Source organism: Novosphingobium fluoreni (genome assembly GCF_014196615.1).
Lineage (GTDB): Bacteria > Pseudomonadota > Alphaproteobacteria > Sphingomonadales > Sphingomonadaceae > Novosphingobium > Novosphingobium fluoreni.
In genome coordinates this window covers 1-14,815 of record NZ_JACIDY010000001.1, presented here as the reverse complement: position 1 = coordinate 14,815, position 14,815 = coordinate 1, and the positions used below count along the sequence as shown (strand labels likewise).

General features: G+C 64.2%; 13 protein-coding genes and 1 pseudogene. 4 read left to right on the top strand and 10 right to left on the bottom strand.

Going from position 1 to position 14,815, the window contains the following annotated elements; genetic code table 11:
• Nucleotides 1-4: 4 nt before the first annotated feature.
• The 10 genes from GGR39_RS00070 to GGR39_RS00025 all read right to left on the bottom strand — a co-directional run bounded on the left by GGR39_RS00070 (nucleotide 5) and on the right by GGR39_RS00025 (nucleotide 12,303).
• On the bottom strand, nucleotides 5-796 hold the full coding sequence (locus tag GGR39_RS00070; protein WP_183615367.1) for an SDR family NAD(P)-dependent oxidoreductase: 792 nt from the start codon (nucleotides 794-796) through the stop codon (nucleotides 5-7).
• A gap of 125 nt (nucleotides 797-921) precedes the next feature.
• Entirely contained in the window at nucleotides 922-1,263 is a 342-nt protein-coding gene (locus GGR39_RS00065; protein ID WP_183615366.1) for a DUF2322 family protein, read from the bottom strand.
• A gap of 22 nt (nucleotides 1,264-1,285) precedes the next feature.
• Nucleotides 1,286-2,113 carry a uroporphyrinogen-III C-methyltransferase gene (gene cobA / locus GGR39_RS00060; protein ID WP_183615365.1) on the bottom strand — a complete coding sequence of 276 codons (828 nt, stop codon included), beginning with the start codon at nucleotides 2,111-2,113 and terminating at the stop codon, nucleotides 1,286-1,288.
• Entirely contained in the window at nucleotides 2,100-4,712 is a 2,613-nt protein-coding gene (locus GGR39_RS00055; RefSeq protein ID WP_183615364.1) for a nitrate reductase, read from the bottom strand. Before GGR39_RS00055 ends, cobA begins: the two co-directional genes overlap by 14 nt.
• Nucleotides 4,712-5,047, bottom strand: coding sequence for a nitrite reductase small subunit NirD (nirD, locus tag GGR39_RS00050; RefSeq protein WP_058735084.1), 336 nt, complete (start codon nucleotides 5,045-5,047; stop codon nucleotides 4,712-4,714). Before nirD ends, GGR39_RS00055 begins: the two co-directional genes overlap by 1 nt.
• Nucleotides 5,048-5,052: 5 nt before the next feature.
• Nucleotides 5,053-7,560, bottom strand: coding sequence for a nitrite reductase large subunit NirB (gene nirB / locus GGR39_RS00045; RefSeq protein ID WP_183615363.1), 2,508 nt, complete (start codon nucleotides 7,558-7,560; stop codon nucleotides 5,053-5,055).
• Nucleotides 7,561-7,757: 197 nt separating this feature from the next.
• Nucleotides 7,758-8,966, bottom strand: a complete 1,209-nt coding sequence (locus GGR39_RS00040; protein ID WP_183615362.1) for an alginate export family protein — start codon at nucleotides 8,964-8,966, stop codon at nucleotides 7,758-7,760.
• An 86-nt stretch (nucleotides 8,967-9,052) separates the two neighbouring features.
• Nucleotides 9,053-10,297, bottom strand: coding sequence for a nitrate/nitrite transporter (locus GGR39_RS00035; RefSeq protein WP_183615361.1), 1,245 nt, complete (start codon nucleotides 10,295-10,297; stop codon nucleotides 9,053-9,055).
• A 213-nt stretch (nucleotides 10,298-10,510) separates the two neighbouring features.
• Nucleotides 10,511-11,725 (bottom strand): ABC transporter substrate-binding protein, encoded by a 1,215-nt coding sequence (locus tag GGR39_RS00030; protein WP_183615360.1) that lies wholly within the window; start codon nucleotides 11,723-11,725, stop codon nucleotides 10,511-10,513.
• Nucleotides 11,722-12,303: an ANTAR domain-containing response regulator gene (locus GGR39_RS00025; protein WP_058735086.1), complete on the bottom strand. Its 582-nt coding sequence runs from the start codon at nucleotides 12,301-12,303 to the stop codon at nucleotides 11,722-11,724. Before GGR39_RS00025 ends, GGR39_RS00030 begins: the two co-directional genes overlap by 4 nt.
• Nucleotides 12,304-12,549: 246 nt before the next feature.
• Between GGR39_RS00025 and GGR39_RS00020 the strand changes: the two genes are divergently transcribed.
• The 4 genes and pseudogenes from GGR39_RS00020 to GGR39_RS00005 form a co-directional block, all read left to right on the top strand.
• Entirely contained in the window at nucleotides 12,550-12,915 is a 366-nt protein-coding gene (locus tag GGR39_RS00020) for a hypothetical protein (protein ID WP_183615359.1), read from the top strand.
• Nucleotides 12,916-13,131: 216 nt separating this feature from the next.
• Nucleotides 13,132-13,902, top strand: a complete 771-nt coding sequence (locus tag GGR39_RS00015; protein WP_183615358.1) for a hypothetical protein — start codon at nucleotides 13,132-13,134, stop codon at nucleotides 13,900-13,902.
• Between the two features lie 2 nt (nucleotides 13,903-13,904).
• A complete protein-coding gene (locus GGR39_RS00010; protein ID WP_183615357.1) occupies nucleotides 13,905-14,057 on the top strand; it encodes a hypothetical protein in 153 nt (50 codons plus the stop codon).
• A 292-nt stretch (nucleotides 14,058-14,349) separates the two neighbouring features.
• A pseudogene (locus GGR39_RS00005) lies at nucleotides 14,350-14,688 on the top strand (SOS response-associated peptidase family protein); the annotation flags it as partial.
• Between the last annotated feature and the right edge of the window lie 127 nt (nucleotides 14,689-14,815).

Sequence of the window (14,815 nt, the reverse complement as noted above, 5' to 3'; positions counted from 1 at the left end):
GGGCTTAGCCCTGGCCAATGACGCACTGGTGGACATGCAGGCCACCGTCCACGGGGATGATCTGGCCGGTAAGGTAGCGTGCCGCGGGCGAAACCAGGAAGCAGGTCACTTCCGCGATATCCTCTGCAGCGCCGACGAACGGCGTCAGATTCTGGCCTGCCAAAACATCGATCTGGTCGGGCGTAAGCACTTTCTTCAGCCCTTCCGTCAGGATCAGCCCGGGTGACACGAGATTGCAGCGCACGTTCTGCTTCCCGTAGGCGGTTGCCACATCCATCGTCAGGCTGTGCAGTCCGATCTTCGATGCCGAATAGGCCGCGCGGACCGAATCTCCGCGAAACACCACGCCAGAGCCGGTGTTGACGATCGCACCGTAGCCCGCTGCGATCATGTGCGGGATCGCATGCTTGCACGTCAACATCGGGCCGCGCAGGTTGACCGCCATGGACTTGTCCCAGTGGGCGACATCCATGGTGGCCACATCGCGATCGTGGGACTGGAACGCCGGGCTTGTGCCCGCAGCGTTATTGACCAGGATATTGATCTTTCCGAACCGGGCGACGGCTTCGGTCATCAGGTTTTTGACTTGCGCCTCATCGGTATGGTCGACCGCGACGGTGATGGCAGTCCCGCCAATGGCTTGAATGGCGGCGGCACATTCCTCCAGGCTGCCGTCAACCGCCAGATCACCCAGAACTAGATCGGCGCCCCGTTCGGCCAGCATGAGCGCGGTGGCTCGGCCGATCCCGTTCGCTGCCCCAACGACGACGGCAACCATGCCTTCAAGTGCGCGCATAAACCTCTCCTATTCCCACGGTCGGGTTTCACCCGGTTTCTTCGGAAGTGGTGAAAGGAGTAGCTAATTGCGGCAACCCGCCGGAAGTATCGATCACAGGCCTGATAGTTCAGGCGCGCGCGCCCTTAACTGGACCGAACCACACGTATCGTCAGCGTTGGTGCGCCGTCCACGACGGCCAGCAAGTGGTCGATATTGGGATGAGCCCCGGGCGTCTCGCGCGCTTCGGCGACGAACTGGGCGTATAGGGCCAGGCCATATTCCGCCGCGTCGCGGTCCAGCGCCGGGAACAGCTGGGCAAGATACTGATAGACGGCCAGCGACGCGGTCTTGCCGGGAACATGCGCGATCGTGCCGATGATCTGCCCGGCGCCATCGGCAAGCTCGATCCGCTCCACACCTTCGACGGAAGGCAGTTGCTGGACGTTTTCCTTCAGCGTGGCGGCAGGTTCGATCTTCTGGGGCATCCTGGTGTCTCCGGGCGGACGTTTAGGCCCCGCCGCCTAGCACCGCTGCCGCCGTCTGGCCACGCATTGGCTCCATGGCCTGCGCCGCTATGGCATGATCGGCTGCGGCGATGGCTTCTCCGATCAGGATCAGGGTCGGCCGGTCGCCTGCAAAACCGCGCACGACGATCGGCAACAGGTCCAGCCGGGTGCGCAGGCGCTGCTCCTGCGGAAGCGAGGCGTCGCACGTGATTAGCACCGGCGTGGCACCCGGCAGCCCGGCGGCCATCAACTGGCGGCTTAGTTCCGGCGCGGCGTCCCGGCCCATGTAGACGGCGAGGGTGCAGGCAGGGTCGGCAAGGGCGGTCCAGTCCAGATCGAGCGCTTGCCCCCGGCGGCTATGCGCGGTGATGAACTGCACGCGTGCCGCGACCCCTCGCAGCGAAAGCGAGATCCCGGCAGAGGCCGCAGCGGCGCTGGCGGCGGTGATGCCGGGGCAGATCCGCACCCGCACGCCGACGGCCTGGAGCGCTGCGATCTCTTCGGCGGCGCGGGCGAACATCGCCGGATCGCCCCCTTTCAGCCGCACGACACGGCGGCCTGCCAGCGCGGCTTCCACCAGCAACTGGTCGATCGTGCGCTGATCCTTGGAGTGGCGGCCGGAGCGCTTGCCGACGCTGACCTGCTCGGCATGATCTGGGATCAGCGCGAGGACGCCGGGGCCGACCAATGCATCGGTGAACACCACCTCCGCCGCTGCGATCAGCTTTTCCGCCTTTCGGGTCAGCAGGTCGGGATCGCCTGGCCCAGCTCCGACCAGCCAGACTTCGCCCGGTGCGATGAGTTCATTCGCCGGTTCATTCGGCTGCATCGAGAACCTCCTGGGGTGTCTGCATGAGGATGGCGGCCAGCGCGGGGCGGCACGAACCGCAATTGGTGCCCGCGCCCAGCGCCTGGCCGATCGCGGGCACGTCCATCAGGTGCTGCTGGCGGATGGCGGCGACGATCTGGTTTAGGCCGATATCGAAGCAGGCGCATATCGTCGCGCCCTTGTCGGGCTGGTTGCCGGGGCCGCGCGCGGCGAGAACGGCGGGGCCGACGTCGCTGGCCGCCAATTGCCCGATCAGCCAGTCGCGAGACGGGAGCAACCCCGTGCGCGTCACGATGAGAACGCCCGCGAGCCGCCCCTCGACTATGATCGCCACGCGGCGAGTCCCGCGCGCGGGGTCAACCGCCTCCACCCGCTCACCCTTGGGCAGGCACGCTTCGAGATGCGCCGGATCACCGTTGCCCGCTACTTCGAACAGCGCCCCGCCCGGCACCGTGACCCGTGTGGCCCACAGGCACGCGGGCTTGGCCTGAACCGGTTCGCGCAGGATCAGGAAGCCCTGCCACTCGGTCGCGACCTTGCTCAGCCGCGCAGGCGTGGACTTGAAACCGGGCTGGCCAGAGTGGGGATCGACCAGCGGACGAGGGAGCATGCCGGTGCGCCCGCCGGTGGAGGTCTGGTCCGTCCAGTGGATGGGAGTGAAGATGTCACCGGGCCGCTGGCCGTCACTCAGCGCCACGCGGAACACGCTGTCGCCTTGCGCGGTGGTTACGCGGGCCAGATCGCCTGCCGCCAAGCCCAGGGTCAGGGCATCGGCGGGGTGGACTTCCACCAGTGGCTCTTCGCGGTGGCGGGCCAGCTTGGCGGACAAGCCGGTGCGCGTCATCGTGTGCCACTGATCGCGATAGCGCCCGGTGTTGAGCGTCAGCGGCCACGCGCCGAGCGGGGCCTGAACCTCCATCTGGGTAACGGGGACCAGCCGGGCCCTGCGGTCTGGCGTGCTGAAGCGACCATCGGCGAAGGGGTGCTGCCCGCCCCAGCGGAACGGCTCCATCGCTTCATAGGCATCGTTGCCGATGGTGGCGTGATCGGCCAGATCGAGCAGGCGCTGCCCACCGTTCTGATAGGCGGTAAGGCGGGCATGCTCGCGCCAGATATCGGCGGGGCGCTGATATGCAAAAGCGCTGCGCCAGCCCATGCGCTGCGCCACTTCCTTGATGATCCACCAGTCCGGCTTCGCCTGTTCCGGCAGAGCCATGAAGGGGCGCTGGCGGCTGATCGTGCGGTCTGAGTTGGTAACGGTGCCGTCCTTCTCACCCCAGGCGGCGGCGGGCAGGCGGACATGAGCATAGGCGCCGGTATCGGTTGCGGCCATCACGTCGGAGACCACAACGAAGGGGCAACGCTCCAGCGCCTCGCGCACGCGGGCGGCGTCCGGTAGCGAGACGGCGGGGTTGGTCGCCATCACCCACAGCGCCTTGATCCGGCCTTCGCCGATGGCGCGAAACAAGTCGACCGCCTTGAGCCCAGGCTTGCTCGCCATGGTGGGGGCGGCCCAGAACCGGCCGACGCGCGCCACGTTCTCCGACGCGAAATCCATGTGCGCCGCAAGGGTGGAGGCCAAGCCGCCCACTTCGCGTCCACCCATAGCATTGGGCTGGCCGGTGATGGAGAAGGGCGCGGCGCCGGGCTTGCCGATCCGGCCGGTGGCGAGATGGAGGTTGATGATCGCGTTGACCTGATCGGTGCCGCGGATCGACTGGTTGACGCCCTGGCTGAACAGCGTGACGGTGCGCGGGGTGGCGGCGAACAGTTCGAAGAACTGCTGGAACTGGGCGGGCGATACGTCGCAAGTCTTCGCCGTGGTCCACAGATCGTGGCCCTGCGCCAACTTTTCCCAGAACCCGTCCGGCGTTTGTACATGCGCATCCAGGTAGCCGCGATCTGTCAGGCCTTGCGCATCCATCCAGGCGAGCAGGCCGTTCATCAAGGCGACGTCGGTACCGGGCTTCAACGGCAGATGCAGGTCTGCGCCTTCGCAGGTTTCCGTGCGACGCGGATCGATCACCACCAGCTTCGTGCCGCGCTCGGCGCGGGCGGCCTGGATGCGCTGATAGACGATCGGGTGGCACCACGCGGTGTTGGAGCCGACCAGCACGATCAGGTCCGCAGCGTCCAGATCGTCGTAGCTGGCGGGAACGATGTCTTCACCGAAAGCGCGGTTATGCCCGGCTACCGCGCTCGACATGCAGAGGCGTGAATTGGTGTCGATGTTGGCCGAGCCGATGAAGCCCTTCATCAGCTTGTTGGCGACAAAGTAGTCCTCGGTCAGCAATTGGCCCGAGACGTAGAAGGCCACGCTATCGGGTCCGTGGCGCGCGATGGTGTCGGCAAAGCGCTTGGCGACAAGATCCAGGGCCTTGTCCCAGCCGACCCGCTTGGTGCCGATCATCGGGTGGAGCAGGCGGCCGGTCAACTCGACGGTTTCGCCCAGGTGCGTGCCCTTGGAGCACAGGCGCCCGCGATTGGCGGGGTGGGCCTCGTCCCCTTTGATCTCCACCGTGCGCGGGCCGGTCGGCGTGGCGGAGATGCCGCAGCCGACGCCGCAGTAGGCGCAGGTGGTGCGGATCGGCTGGCGCATCAGGCAGCGGCCTGCAGCGTTTCAGGCCGCGCGATCAGGATGCGGCCGTGCTCCTGCTTCACCGCGATCGTCGGCGTGCAGCCCTTGTCCTCTCCCTGCGCCTCGCCGGTCTTGAGCGCGATGTTCCAGTTGTGCAGCGGACAGGCGACGGCGTGGCCATGGACGATGCCCTGGCTGAGCGGGCCCTTCTTGTGCGGGCATTCGTTGATCAGCGCGAAGATCTGATCGTCGCCGGTGCGGAACACGGCGATTTCCTTCTCCCCTTCCAGCTTCACCGTGCGCGCGCCCCGCTGGGGAATGTCGGCCAGGGTGCCGATGTCGATCCAGTCAATCATGATGATCACTCCGCAGCGATAGCGAGGGGGGCGAGCGGCTGGTGCAGCTGGGCGTGTGATCCGGCGGCCCGTTCGGCCCAGGGATCGTCCTGCGAAAAGCTTTGCGAATAGAGGAAGCGACCGCGCAGCGCCTCGCGGCCGACGTCATCCTCTACGATCCGGCTTTTCACATAGTCCAGGCCGACCCGCTCCACCCAGGGCGCGGTGCGTTCCAGATAGCGGGCTTCCTCGCGATAGAGCTGGGTGAAGGCCGCGCAGTAATCCAGCGCTTCCTGTTCCGTCGCCACCTTGCACAGCAGATCGGTGACGCGCACATGGATGCCGCCGTTGCCGCCGATGTGCAGTTCGTAACCGCTGTCGACGCAGACGACGCCGAAGTCCTTGATCGTCGCCTCGGCGCAATTGCGTGGGCAGCCCGAAGCGGCGATCTTGAACTTGTGCGGCATCCACGAGCCCCAGGTCATCCGCTCGATTTTGACGCCAAGGCCGGTGGAATCCTGCGTGCCGAAGCGGCACCAGTCCGATCCCACGCAAGTCTTCACGGTGCGCAGCGACTTTCCGTAAGCATGGCCCGAGACCATTCCCGCGGCGTTGAGGTCTGCCCACACGGCGGGCAGGTCTTCACCCTTGATTCCGAAGATGTCGAGGCGCTGGCCGCCCGTCACCTTCACCATCGGCGCGTTGTACTTCTCCACCACGTCGGCGATGGCGCGCAATTCGCGCGGGTTGGTCAGGCCGCCCCACATGCGCGGGACCACGGAATAGGTGCCATCCTTCTGGATGTTGGCGTGCATGCGTTCGTTCACGAAGCGGCTCTGCTGATCGTCCACGTACTCACCTGGCAGCGCACACAGCAGATAGTAATTCAGCGCCGGGCGGCAGGACGAGCAGCCGTCCGGGGTGGACCAGTGCAGCCGCTGCATGACATCAGGAATCGAACGCATGCCTTGCGCCACGATCTCGCGCCGCACATCGTCGTGGGTGAAGCTGGTGCATTTGCACATCGTCTTGGGGCCGGACTTCACCTCCTCGCCCAGCGTCAGGGCCAGCAAGCTTTCGACCAGCCCGGTGCAGCTGCCGCAGCTGGCGGACGCCTTGCAGGTGGCCCGCACCGTATCCAGGCTGCAGGCGCCGCCATTGATCGAGGCAACCACCTGGCCCTTGGTAACGCCGTTGCAGCCGCAAATCTCGGCATCGTCCGAGAGCGCCGCAACGGCCGCCTTAGGGTCCAGCGCGCCTCCTCCGGAGGCGAAGGCTTGGCCGAAGATCAGCAGGTCGCGAATGTCGGCGATGCTCTCGCCTTTCTTCAGCAGGTCGAAGTACCAGCCGCCATCGGCCGTATCGCCGTAAAGCACCGCGCCGATCACGCGATCGTCTTTGATCACGACGCGCTTGTAGATCCCGCGCGAGGCATCCCGCAGCACGATATCCTCGCAGCCATCGCCGCCCGAAAAGTCCCCGGCGGAGAAGACGTCCAGCCCCGCGACCTTCAGCTTGGTGGAAGTGACCGAGCCCTTGTAGCCCGTGTGCCGCTCAGTCAGGCCATCGGCCAGGCTGCGGCACATGTCCCACAGCGGCGCGACCAGGCCATAGACGTTGCCGTCATGCTCCACGCATTCGCCCACCGCCAGCACGCGCGGGTCGCTGGTGACCATGTGATCGTCCACCACGATGCCCCGGTTGACCGTTAGCCCGGCCTCAAGCGCCAGGGCCGTGGCGGGGCGGATGCCGACGGCCATGACCACAAGGCTGGCCGGGATTTCGCGACCGTCCTTCAGGCGAACGCCTTCGACTTTGCCGTCGCCATAGATTTCGGCGGTGTTGGCGCCGGTCAGGATCGTCTGGCCGCGCGCTTCCAATGCGGACTTGAGCAGCCAGCCCGCCGCCTCGTCCAGCTGGCGCTCCATCAGCGTGTCCATCAGGTGGATCACGGTGACCTTCATGCCGCGCAGGGTCAGGCCGTGCGCCGCCTCCAGGCCCAGCAGGCCACCGCCGATCACCACGGCATCGCCGCCCGCGCCGGCTACCGCCAGCATGGTGTCGACATCCTTCATGTCGCGAAAGGTGATGACGCCGGGCAGGTCCTTGCCGGGGACGGGGATGATGAAGGGATCGGAGCCGGTGGCGATCAGCAGCCGGTCGTAGCGCACCTTGCGCCCGCTCTGGGCGGTGACGCTCTGGCTGACGCGATCGATGGCGGTGACCGGATCGGAGACGATCAGGTCGATGGCGTTGTCGTCATACCAGGCGCGCGGGTTGATAACGATTTCGTCAAAGGTCTTCTCGCCCGCCAGCACCGGGGAGAGCATGATCCGATTGTAGTTCACGTGCGGTTCGGCACCGAAAATGGTGACGCGATAACGCCCGCCGTCGCGGGCCAGCAGTTCCTCCACCGCGCGGCAGCCGGCCATGCCGTTGCCTACCACAACAAGGTGTTCCCTGCTGTCCGCGAAGGTGGCGGGGGTCTCTTCCAGACCCTCTGCCTGCCTCTCATCCCTTAGCTGAAAATCCATTCCCGGCCCTTTCGGAACAAAAAAAGGCCGCCATCCGGACCCTCGGGCGTGGAGCCCGAAAGTCTGGATGGCGGCCTTGCCATCATTTGCGCGTCAGCGGCCCGTCATTGGGCCGCATCGGCTATGGTTGGAAGGACAACTCTGTCCTCTTGCAGTGCAGCATATGGTGATTCGCACCATCGCTCAAGCATGAAATATCAAAGCGCCCAATCGGCCTGCAGCCACACTTTCCGGGTGTTCGTGGCCAATGCCTTCGCCTTGTAATCGGCGTAGCGGACGGACAGCGTGGTCTTGTGGACTTTGGCCGAAGCCAGCAGGTTCCACTCCGTGCCGTAACGCTGGTTCAGCCGGTCGCTGTCGAAGCGATGCCAAGTGGCCTGTAGCGTCACCGCCGAAAGCGCACCCCACTTGGCCATGCCGTAGCCCCCGCCGAAATACAGATCGCGCACGCCGTTGGCAGGCGTGGTCAGCAGCTTGTCGGCCCAGCCCTGGAACTTGAAATTGGTCCCCAGCGGCGTCTGAAAGCTGGTGAGCGCCCGGCCTCTGTCCGCGCCCAGCACTTCGTAGCCGGCGTTCAGCTTCCAGCCGCGAATGTCCAGCAGCGCGTCTGCCAGCCAATAGTCGGCGCGGTAATCGTTGGGGTTGCGGTGATAGTCGGACTGGCGGGCGTGGCTCAGCTGGTAGGAAAGCTTCACCGCCTTTGACAGTGGCTGCGTTCCCGCAAGGCGCAGGCCGTAAGTCTGGCTGGACAAGCGATAGCCTTGCACTGCCGCCTCGTCCTGATCGACCAGATAGGCAAAGCCGGTCAGCGTGCCCACCGGCGTAACGTAGGACACGTTGGCGAACACGTTGTCGCCGCTGACCGCCTGCTGGCGAACGCCGCGCCCTTCGAAACCCCAGATGGTCCGCACGCTCCATGCGTAGGCGACATCCAGCTTCAATCCTTTCACCGGAGTCAGATCTGCGCGCACCGCGTCAAACGTCTGGGCGTTATCGCGAAAGGCGACATTGCCGACAAAGCGCTCATCATCCAGCGCGATCTTTTGGCGGCCTCCGGTGAGGGTCAGCGCCTTGGACTTGTATTGCGCTTGCGCGAGATAAAGCGCGATATTCTGCGGATCGGCTACCAGCGGGCGGTTGGTGGGGCCGTTGAGGCCGTCATAGTATTTGCCCACGATCGCCAGATTGCCTTGTCCCACCACGGTGGCGGAGATCGCGCCGCTGCTGGCGCTCACCCCGGCGCGGATGCGGGCGGTCACGGCGTCGCTGGTGTCGATCGGCAGCCCGTCCTGCTCGGCATGTTCATAGCGCAGGCGCGCTTCGGCAATGGGCTTCAACGCGATCTGCTGGGCACAAGCGGGCCCGGCAACAGCCAGCGCGGCCGCCGGAACGATCAGTATCTTCATGATGGAAACGCCCCCCCTCAGGACGAACAGGCGTTCAAGACTCGAAAGCGGCGGTCCCTGTATCCCGCCGCTTTCGTTACGTCAGCTCAGATGCGTGCGTCGGTGCTCCAGCGGGTGCGCCACTTGCCGCGCACCATGCCAAGCCCCAGCAGGGCGGCGACGGCCAGCGCGGCGAAGATGAGGAAGCCGGGGGCGAAGCTGCCGGTCAGCTGCTTGGCAAAGCCGAGCGAGCTGGCAAGGTAGAACCCGCCGATACCGCCCGCCATGCCGACCAGGCCGGTCATCACCCCGATCTCCGCCTGGAAGCGCTGCGGCACCAGCTGAAAGACGGAGCCGTTGCCGACGCCCAGCGCCAGCATCGCCAGCACGAACAGACCCAGCGCTGCGGGCAGGGTGGTGGCAAAACCCACCCCAGCCAGGGCCGCTGCCGCCACGGCATAGACCACCATCAATGCGCTGGACCCGCCGATCTTGTCCGCCAGCGCACCGCCCATCGGCCGCACCAGCGATCCGGCGAAGACGCAGGCGGCGGTGCAGTATCCTGCCGTGATCGGCGTCAGGCCGAACTGGTCGGTGAAATAGATCGGCAAGCTGGCCGCCAGCCCCACGAAGCCACCGAACGTCACGGCGTAGAACGCCATCAGCCACCAGGCATCCGCCTGCCTCAGCGGCTGAAAGTAATCGACCATGCGCTTGGGGGCCGGGGCGTTAGGCGCGTCCTTGGCCATGATCATGTAGGCGACGAAGACGATGCTGAGCGGGATGCAGGCCAGGCCCAGCACCGCGTTCCAGCCGAACAGCTTGGCCAGAACCGGCGCGAACAGCGAGGCGAGCACGGTGCCCGAATTGCCCATCCCGGCCAGGCCCATCGCCTTGCCTTGATGCTCGGGCGGATACCACCGGCTGGCCAGCGGCAGGGCAATGGCAAAGCTCGCACCCGCAAAGCCCAGGATCACGCCCAGCGCCAGCGTACCGGCAAAGCTGCTGACGCCCATGCTCCAGGCCACGAACAGGCCTACGATCACGATGACCTGGCTGATCGCGCCGGATAGCTTGGGGCCGATCCGATCCACCAACAGCCCGTTGACGACACGCAGGAACGCGCCGGCCAGCGTCGGTGTCGCCACCATCAGGCCCTTCTGTGCCGGGGTCAGTGCCAATGCGGTTGAGATCGCGGGCGCCAGCGGCCCCAGCAGGACCCAGACCATGAAGGCCAGGTCGAAGTAAAGAAACGCCGCGATCAGGGTCGGCGTGTGGCCGGCCTTCCAGAAGCTGTTGGTCGGCGCGGCCTTCTCGGCCTGCGCGTCCCGATCCCAATAAGCAGTTGCCATGAAACGTCCCCCAAAAAGACGATGGACACGAAAAAAGCCGCAGCCCGGACGGCGCCCTATAGCGTGTCCGGTCAGCGGCTTTGCTGCGATCAGTGGAGGATGAACGGCCCCGCCATTGGGACGGCACATCCAGTTCAGCGCGCTTCATCGCGCGGCTGCCATCGTTATCTCGCGATTCGTGTCATGCTGCAAGGCACAAAATTTCGCGCCGACTCAACGCTGCGGTGCAAAATCGGCCAGGTAGTCGTCGATCCGCTCGGGATCGAAGACTCGCCCGTCGAAGAAACGATCCGGGCCCAGCGTCAATTCGCGCTGGCGTGAACCCACGGACAGCGGCGTCGTCACCGCGCCTTCCACCTTCATGCTCGCGCCGGGCATCGGCACGTCGCTATCCGCCAGCGCGCGGCGGTAGATGTCCGGCCTGAAGACTGATCCCGCCTTGGCAGCCGAGGCGCCATCGCGCTCGACCATGCCCCAGCGCACCAGCTGCGAATAGATCCACAACGCCTGGCTGCGCCATGGGAACGGCGTGGCCTCGCGGCTGAACAGCACGAAGTCCGGATTCGCGATCGCAGGTTCCCCAGGCCGCGCCACGATTTGTCCGCTCAGCGCGCGGCGGATCAGGTCGGCCGGTTGATCGACATAGCGCGGATCGGACAGCAGATCGGCCAGCGCGGTATGGTTTTCCGGATCGTCACACCAGGCCGCAGCCTGCGCCAGGGCGCGCAAAAGGCGATCCGTAGTGTCGGGGTTCTCCTCCAGCCAGGCCTCGCGAAAGGCCAGGACCTTTTCCACGCCGCGCCGCCAGATGCGCTCACCGATGGCGACCGCTTCGGCAAGCCCTGCCTCCACCGCCGCGCTGCCCCAGGGTTCGCCGGCGATGAACCCGTCGATCTCCCCCGCGCCCAGCGCCTCCACCGTCAGCGAGGGCGGCAATACGCGCAGCACCACGTCCCGATCGGGATCGATGCCAGCGCTCGCCAGCCAATAGCGCAGCATCAGCGCATGGCTGGAAAAGCGGTGGACCACGCCGATCACCGGCTTGCGCCGCCACAGCCCGATCGCGGCGGCAAAATCGTGCGCGGTGCCCAGCGGATCGGCCAGGCGGGCCGGCAGATCCTGATCCAGCGCCTTGGCGAAGTCCGTTGCCATGACCAGCATGTTGCCGTTCACGCCAAGCTTGTAAGGCGCGGCCAGAGCAGCGGGCTGCTGGCTCAATCCCAACGTCACCGCCAGAGCCAGCGGGGCCAGCATCTGCGCCGCGTGGACCTGGCCGAACACCAGCCGGTCGCGCAATGTCGCCCAACTGGTGGTGCGGATCAACTCCAGCGACAGGCCTTCCGCTTCGGCGAACCCGCACTCGTGCGCGGCCACCAGCACCGCGGCATCGTTAAGCGCCAGGAAGGCGATCTTGAGGTGCGTCGTCATAGTCCCCCTCCCAGCAGGTCACTGGCGGTGATCAGCGCCTGCGCCACGTCGACGATTTTCTTGCCCTGGTTCATCGCGCTGCTGCGAAGCAGGGCGTAGGCCTCCTGCTCGGACAAGCTGCGCTGGTTCATCAGGATGGACTTGGCGCGATCAATCACCTTGCGATCCGACAGGGCGGTGCGCGCCTCGTCCAATTCGGCCTGGATGCGGGCAAAGGCGTTGAAGCGCCGCACCGCCAGTTCCAGCACCGGCTTTACCCGCTCCTTGCGCAAGCCATCCACGACGTAGGCGGAAACCCCCGCATCGATCGCCGCGCCGATCATCGCCTCGTCGGACTGGTCCACGAACATCGCGATCGGCCGCGCAAGGGCACGGCTGACGCTCAGCATTTCCTCCAGCGTATCGCGACTGGGACTGCCCAGGTCCATCAGCACGACATCGGGCGCCATCCGCTCCAGCCGCGCGACGAAGGCGCCGTGCGGGGGGACAATATGAATGTCATCGTACCCCGCCTCGCGCAGGCCCTCATCCAGGACCGTCGCCCGCAGACCGCTATCATCGATAATGACAATCCGCATCGGTGCCCCTTCACCCACGCCATAGCAGAAGAATGCTGCACTGCGTCAATACGGGATGCCTGGGCAGGGTTAGGCCCAAGTGGCCAGGATAAGGCGGGATCTTTGGCCCGGCGATCCTTATGAATGTCACCGCGAAGATCGTCGAAAATGCGGGCTTTGCCGAATACTCGCGTAAGATCAGCTTTCCTACTCGATCAGCGCTGCGCGCTTGAAGATGCCGTGGGGAGCGGGGCGGCCATAGCCGAAATGAACGAGGGCTTCGAAACCGACGAACGGCGCGCGGCGATCCATACCGAACTTCGTGCCTGGGTTTGCGAGCTTGCCGGGAAAGGCGGCGTTGCTAAAATTCGCAAATGGATGCTGCAAGATCGCGAAATCGCCGCCGTCATCTGCCACTCGCAACCATTCTTGCTCGGCTTGGCCGGTGACGTTCGCGAAAGCATGGTCGAAAGCTGCGTCAAAAAGTGGAAGCCGGAAGCGGACGCCAAGCTGAACAAGGCGATCGACCTGAAGAAAATTGCCGCGCGCTATTCCGGCTTTGTGCGAGGCCTGGGCGCAGCCAGCTTCAACAAGGGTATCGCGGCCAAATGGGGCAGCAGGATCGAAGCGTGATGCTCATGGGGACGCCAGGGCATCCCTGCCCACTGTGGGCATACCTGCGGCCCTCCTGCGATCCCTTACACCTAGCGTGCCGGAAGCGCTAGCGCGTCGTACCTTCCTTCGACGCGTCACCTAGCCCCTGATCCCTTGCCATGGGGATCGGGGGCTTTTTGCGTCTAGGCGTCGTTACAGCGTAGAAGCGGTGACTTCTACAAGTTGGGATCGAGCATGTCCGAAAAGGTCGAACATAACGAGCAAGATATAAAAACTGCTCGCGAACTAGTAATAGAAATATTCCAAGATCGGTTCCAGCGTGCTCGGAAGAAAGCTGAATTTGAAGAGGAAATCATGCGAGATGCGGAAGATGTAAGAGATTTTCTGATCGATCGAGACACGCGAACATTCTGCATAATCTCCGTATCATTTGTTGAAGATAGTCTAAGAAAAACTTTCGAGCATTATTGGAATATACAAGTTAAAGAAAAAAGAGATGAATTTTTTGGGAGCAACGGTCCGCTTAATACCTTTTCACAAAGGTCTTTAGTTGCTGCCGGTTGTGGTTGGATATCTAAGGAGAGCGCCGCAGAAACTGCGCTGCTGCGTAAGATTAGAAACGAGTTCGCTCATAATCACCGAATACATTCCTTGGATCAGGAGCCAGTTCGAAGTTGGATATCGGCCATACCAGCGAGAGAGGAAGCTTGGAACCAAAGTCAAATGTCAAACTATGTGCACGCTTTATCTGCTGCATCTCAGGAAACGAGATACAGGATGCGTTTATACTGCGCATCGATGTACGTAGTCGGCTCCACTTTGGCGCGATCTAAGCTGATAAAAGAAGAGCTTCCACCCGAATTTCGAGACGAAAAAGGCTATGATGGGCTTACTGATATCGAACAAGCTTGCATCGATCATACGATAAAACATTGCTTTCGAACGATCGGCATAACGCGGTCATCTCCGAAGGAACAGGTTGGCGGCAGTGACGCCGAAGAGTAGGAATGACGCCGGCAGATACCGTCGGCAGCGGTTGCGAGCGAGAAAGCTTGATGAGCGCGAAAGCCTCTGTCAATAACATCGACGCCGACGCCGCGCCGAAATCCTGGGCAAAGGGCAACGAACACCGTCAGAGCGGTCAAAACCCATTGCGGTAAGCGTTGCGGTAACTCGCGCGGCGCTCCCTTTTTATCGTTGCAAATCAACTGATTGGAAGCGCCGCTGGCGGAGACGCCGGGATGCAATAATAGTTGATATTTAGAGATATTGTCGTTTCGATTGCGCGGAAGCCTAAAGTTGGCCTAAGTTTTTGATGTATGTTCTCCGGTGATCGCTGGCGAACTAGCACGGTCGTCCTTTCAGCTGCTAGAGCCGATCAGGCCGGGTGACCTCCGCTCGGTCGCTTCGAGATTGGTTGGAGCTAGCATAAGTTCCGAATAGTATTCCGCGATGTGTAACCGCGCCCGCATGGCTGGCGAGCCAGAGACCCTCTGGAACTCGGCCGGCGAGCTCTTCACCGAGCGCCCACGCGATAACCGCTTCGATCCACGCGAACTCAGGCCCGGCAGTCGCAACTACGTGGTGCGCGAGCAGGACAGCACGCGAGCCTTGGACGTCATGAGTTGGGATGTGCTGGGCGGCCAGGGCAAGTGAAAGATGACCAACGTGCGCCAGCTCGGGCTGCCGCAATGGCGCAAGCTCGCCGAGCGGCCGGAGAACCGCTGCCTGGTGCCGCTGACCGAGTTCTGCGAGTTCACAGCCGAGAAGCACAATCTTGGCGATGGCAAGCTGGACTTGTAACGGTTTTGCGCCGGTCACCTGTAAGCGTCCGGGCTCCGACGTGTTGCGCGGGCGATGCCCTGCCGCGATGAGGCTCTCGTAAGGAGTGTCCTTTGGCACTGCCGAAGGAGAGTGG

What these genes read in the sequence shown, in the direction of transcription:
- GGR39_RS00070 (WP_183615367.1), bottom strand. Translation starts at nt 796, where the DNA reads ATGCGCGCACTTGAAGGCATGGTTGCCGTCGTCGTTGGGGCAGCGAAC.
- GGR39_RS00065 (WP_183615366.1), bottom strand. Translation starts at nt 1,263, where the DNA reads ATGCCCCAGAAGATCGAACCTGCCGCCACGCTGAAGGAAAACGTCCAG.
- cobA (WP_183615365.1), bottom strand. Translation starts at nt 2,113, where the DNA reads ATGCAGCCGAATGAACCGGCGAATGAACTCATCGCACCGGGCGAAGTC.
- GGR39_RS00055 (WP_183615364.1), bottom strand. Translation starts at nt 4,712, where the DNA reads ATGCGCCAGCCGATCCGCACCACCTGCGCCTACTGCGGCGTCGGCTGC.
- nirD (WP_058735084.1), bottom strand. Translation starts at nt 5,047, where the DNA reads ATGATTGACTGGATCGACATCGGCACCCTGGCCGACATTCCCCAGCGG.
- nirB (WP_183615363.1), bottom strand. Translation starts at nt 7,560, where the DNA reads ATGGATTTTCAGCTAAGGGATGAGAGGCAGGCAGAGGGTCTGGAAGAG.
- GGR39_RS00040 (WP_183615362.1), bottom strand. Translation starts at nt 8,966, where the DNA reads ATGAAGATACTGATCGTTCCGGCGGCCGCGCTGGCTGTTGCCGGGCCC.
- GGR39_RS00035 (WP_183615361.1), bottom strand. Translation starts at nt 10,297, where the DNA reads ATGGCAACTGCTTATTGGGATCGGGACGCGCAGGCCGAGAAGGCCGCG.
- GGR39_RS00030 (WP_183615360.1), bottom strand. Translation starts at nt 11,725, where the DNA reads ATGACGACGCACCTCAAGATCGCCTTCCTGGCGCTTAACGATGCCGCG.
- GGR39_RS00025 (WP_058735086.1), bottom strand. Translation starts at nt 12,303, where the DNA reads ATGCGGATTGTCATTATCGATGATAGCGGTCTGCGGGCGACGGTCCTG.
- GGR39_RS00020 (WP_183615359.1), top strand. Translation starts at nt 12,550, where the DNA reads ATGAACGAGGGCTTCGAAACCGACGAACGGCGCGCGGCGATCCATACC.
- GGR39_RS00015 (WP_183615358.1), top strand. Translation starts at nt 13,132, where the DNA reads ATGTCCGAAAAGGTCGAACATAACGAGCAAGATATAAAAACTGCTCGC.
- GGR39_RS00010 (WP_183615357.1), top strand. Translation starts at nt 13,905, where the DNA reads ATGACGCCGGCAGATACCGTCGGCAGCGGTTGCGAGCGAGAAAGCTTG.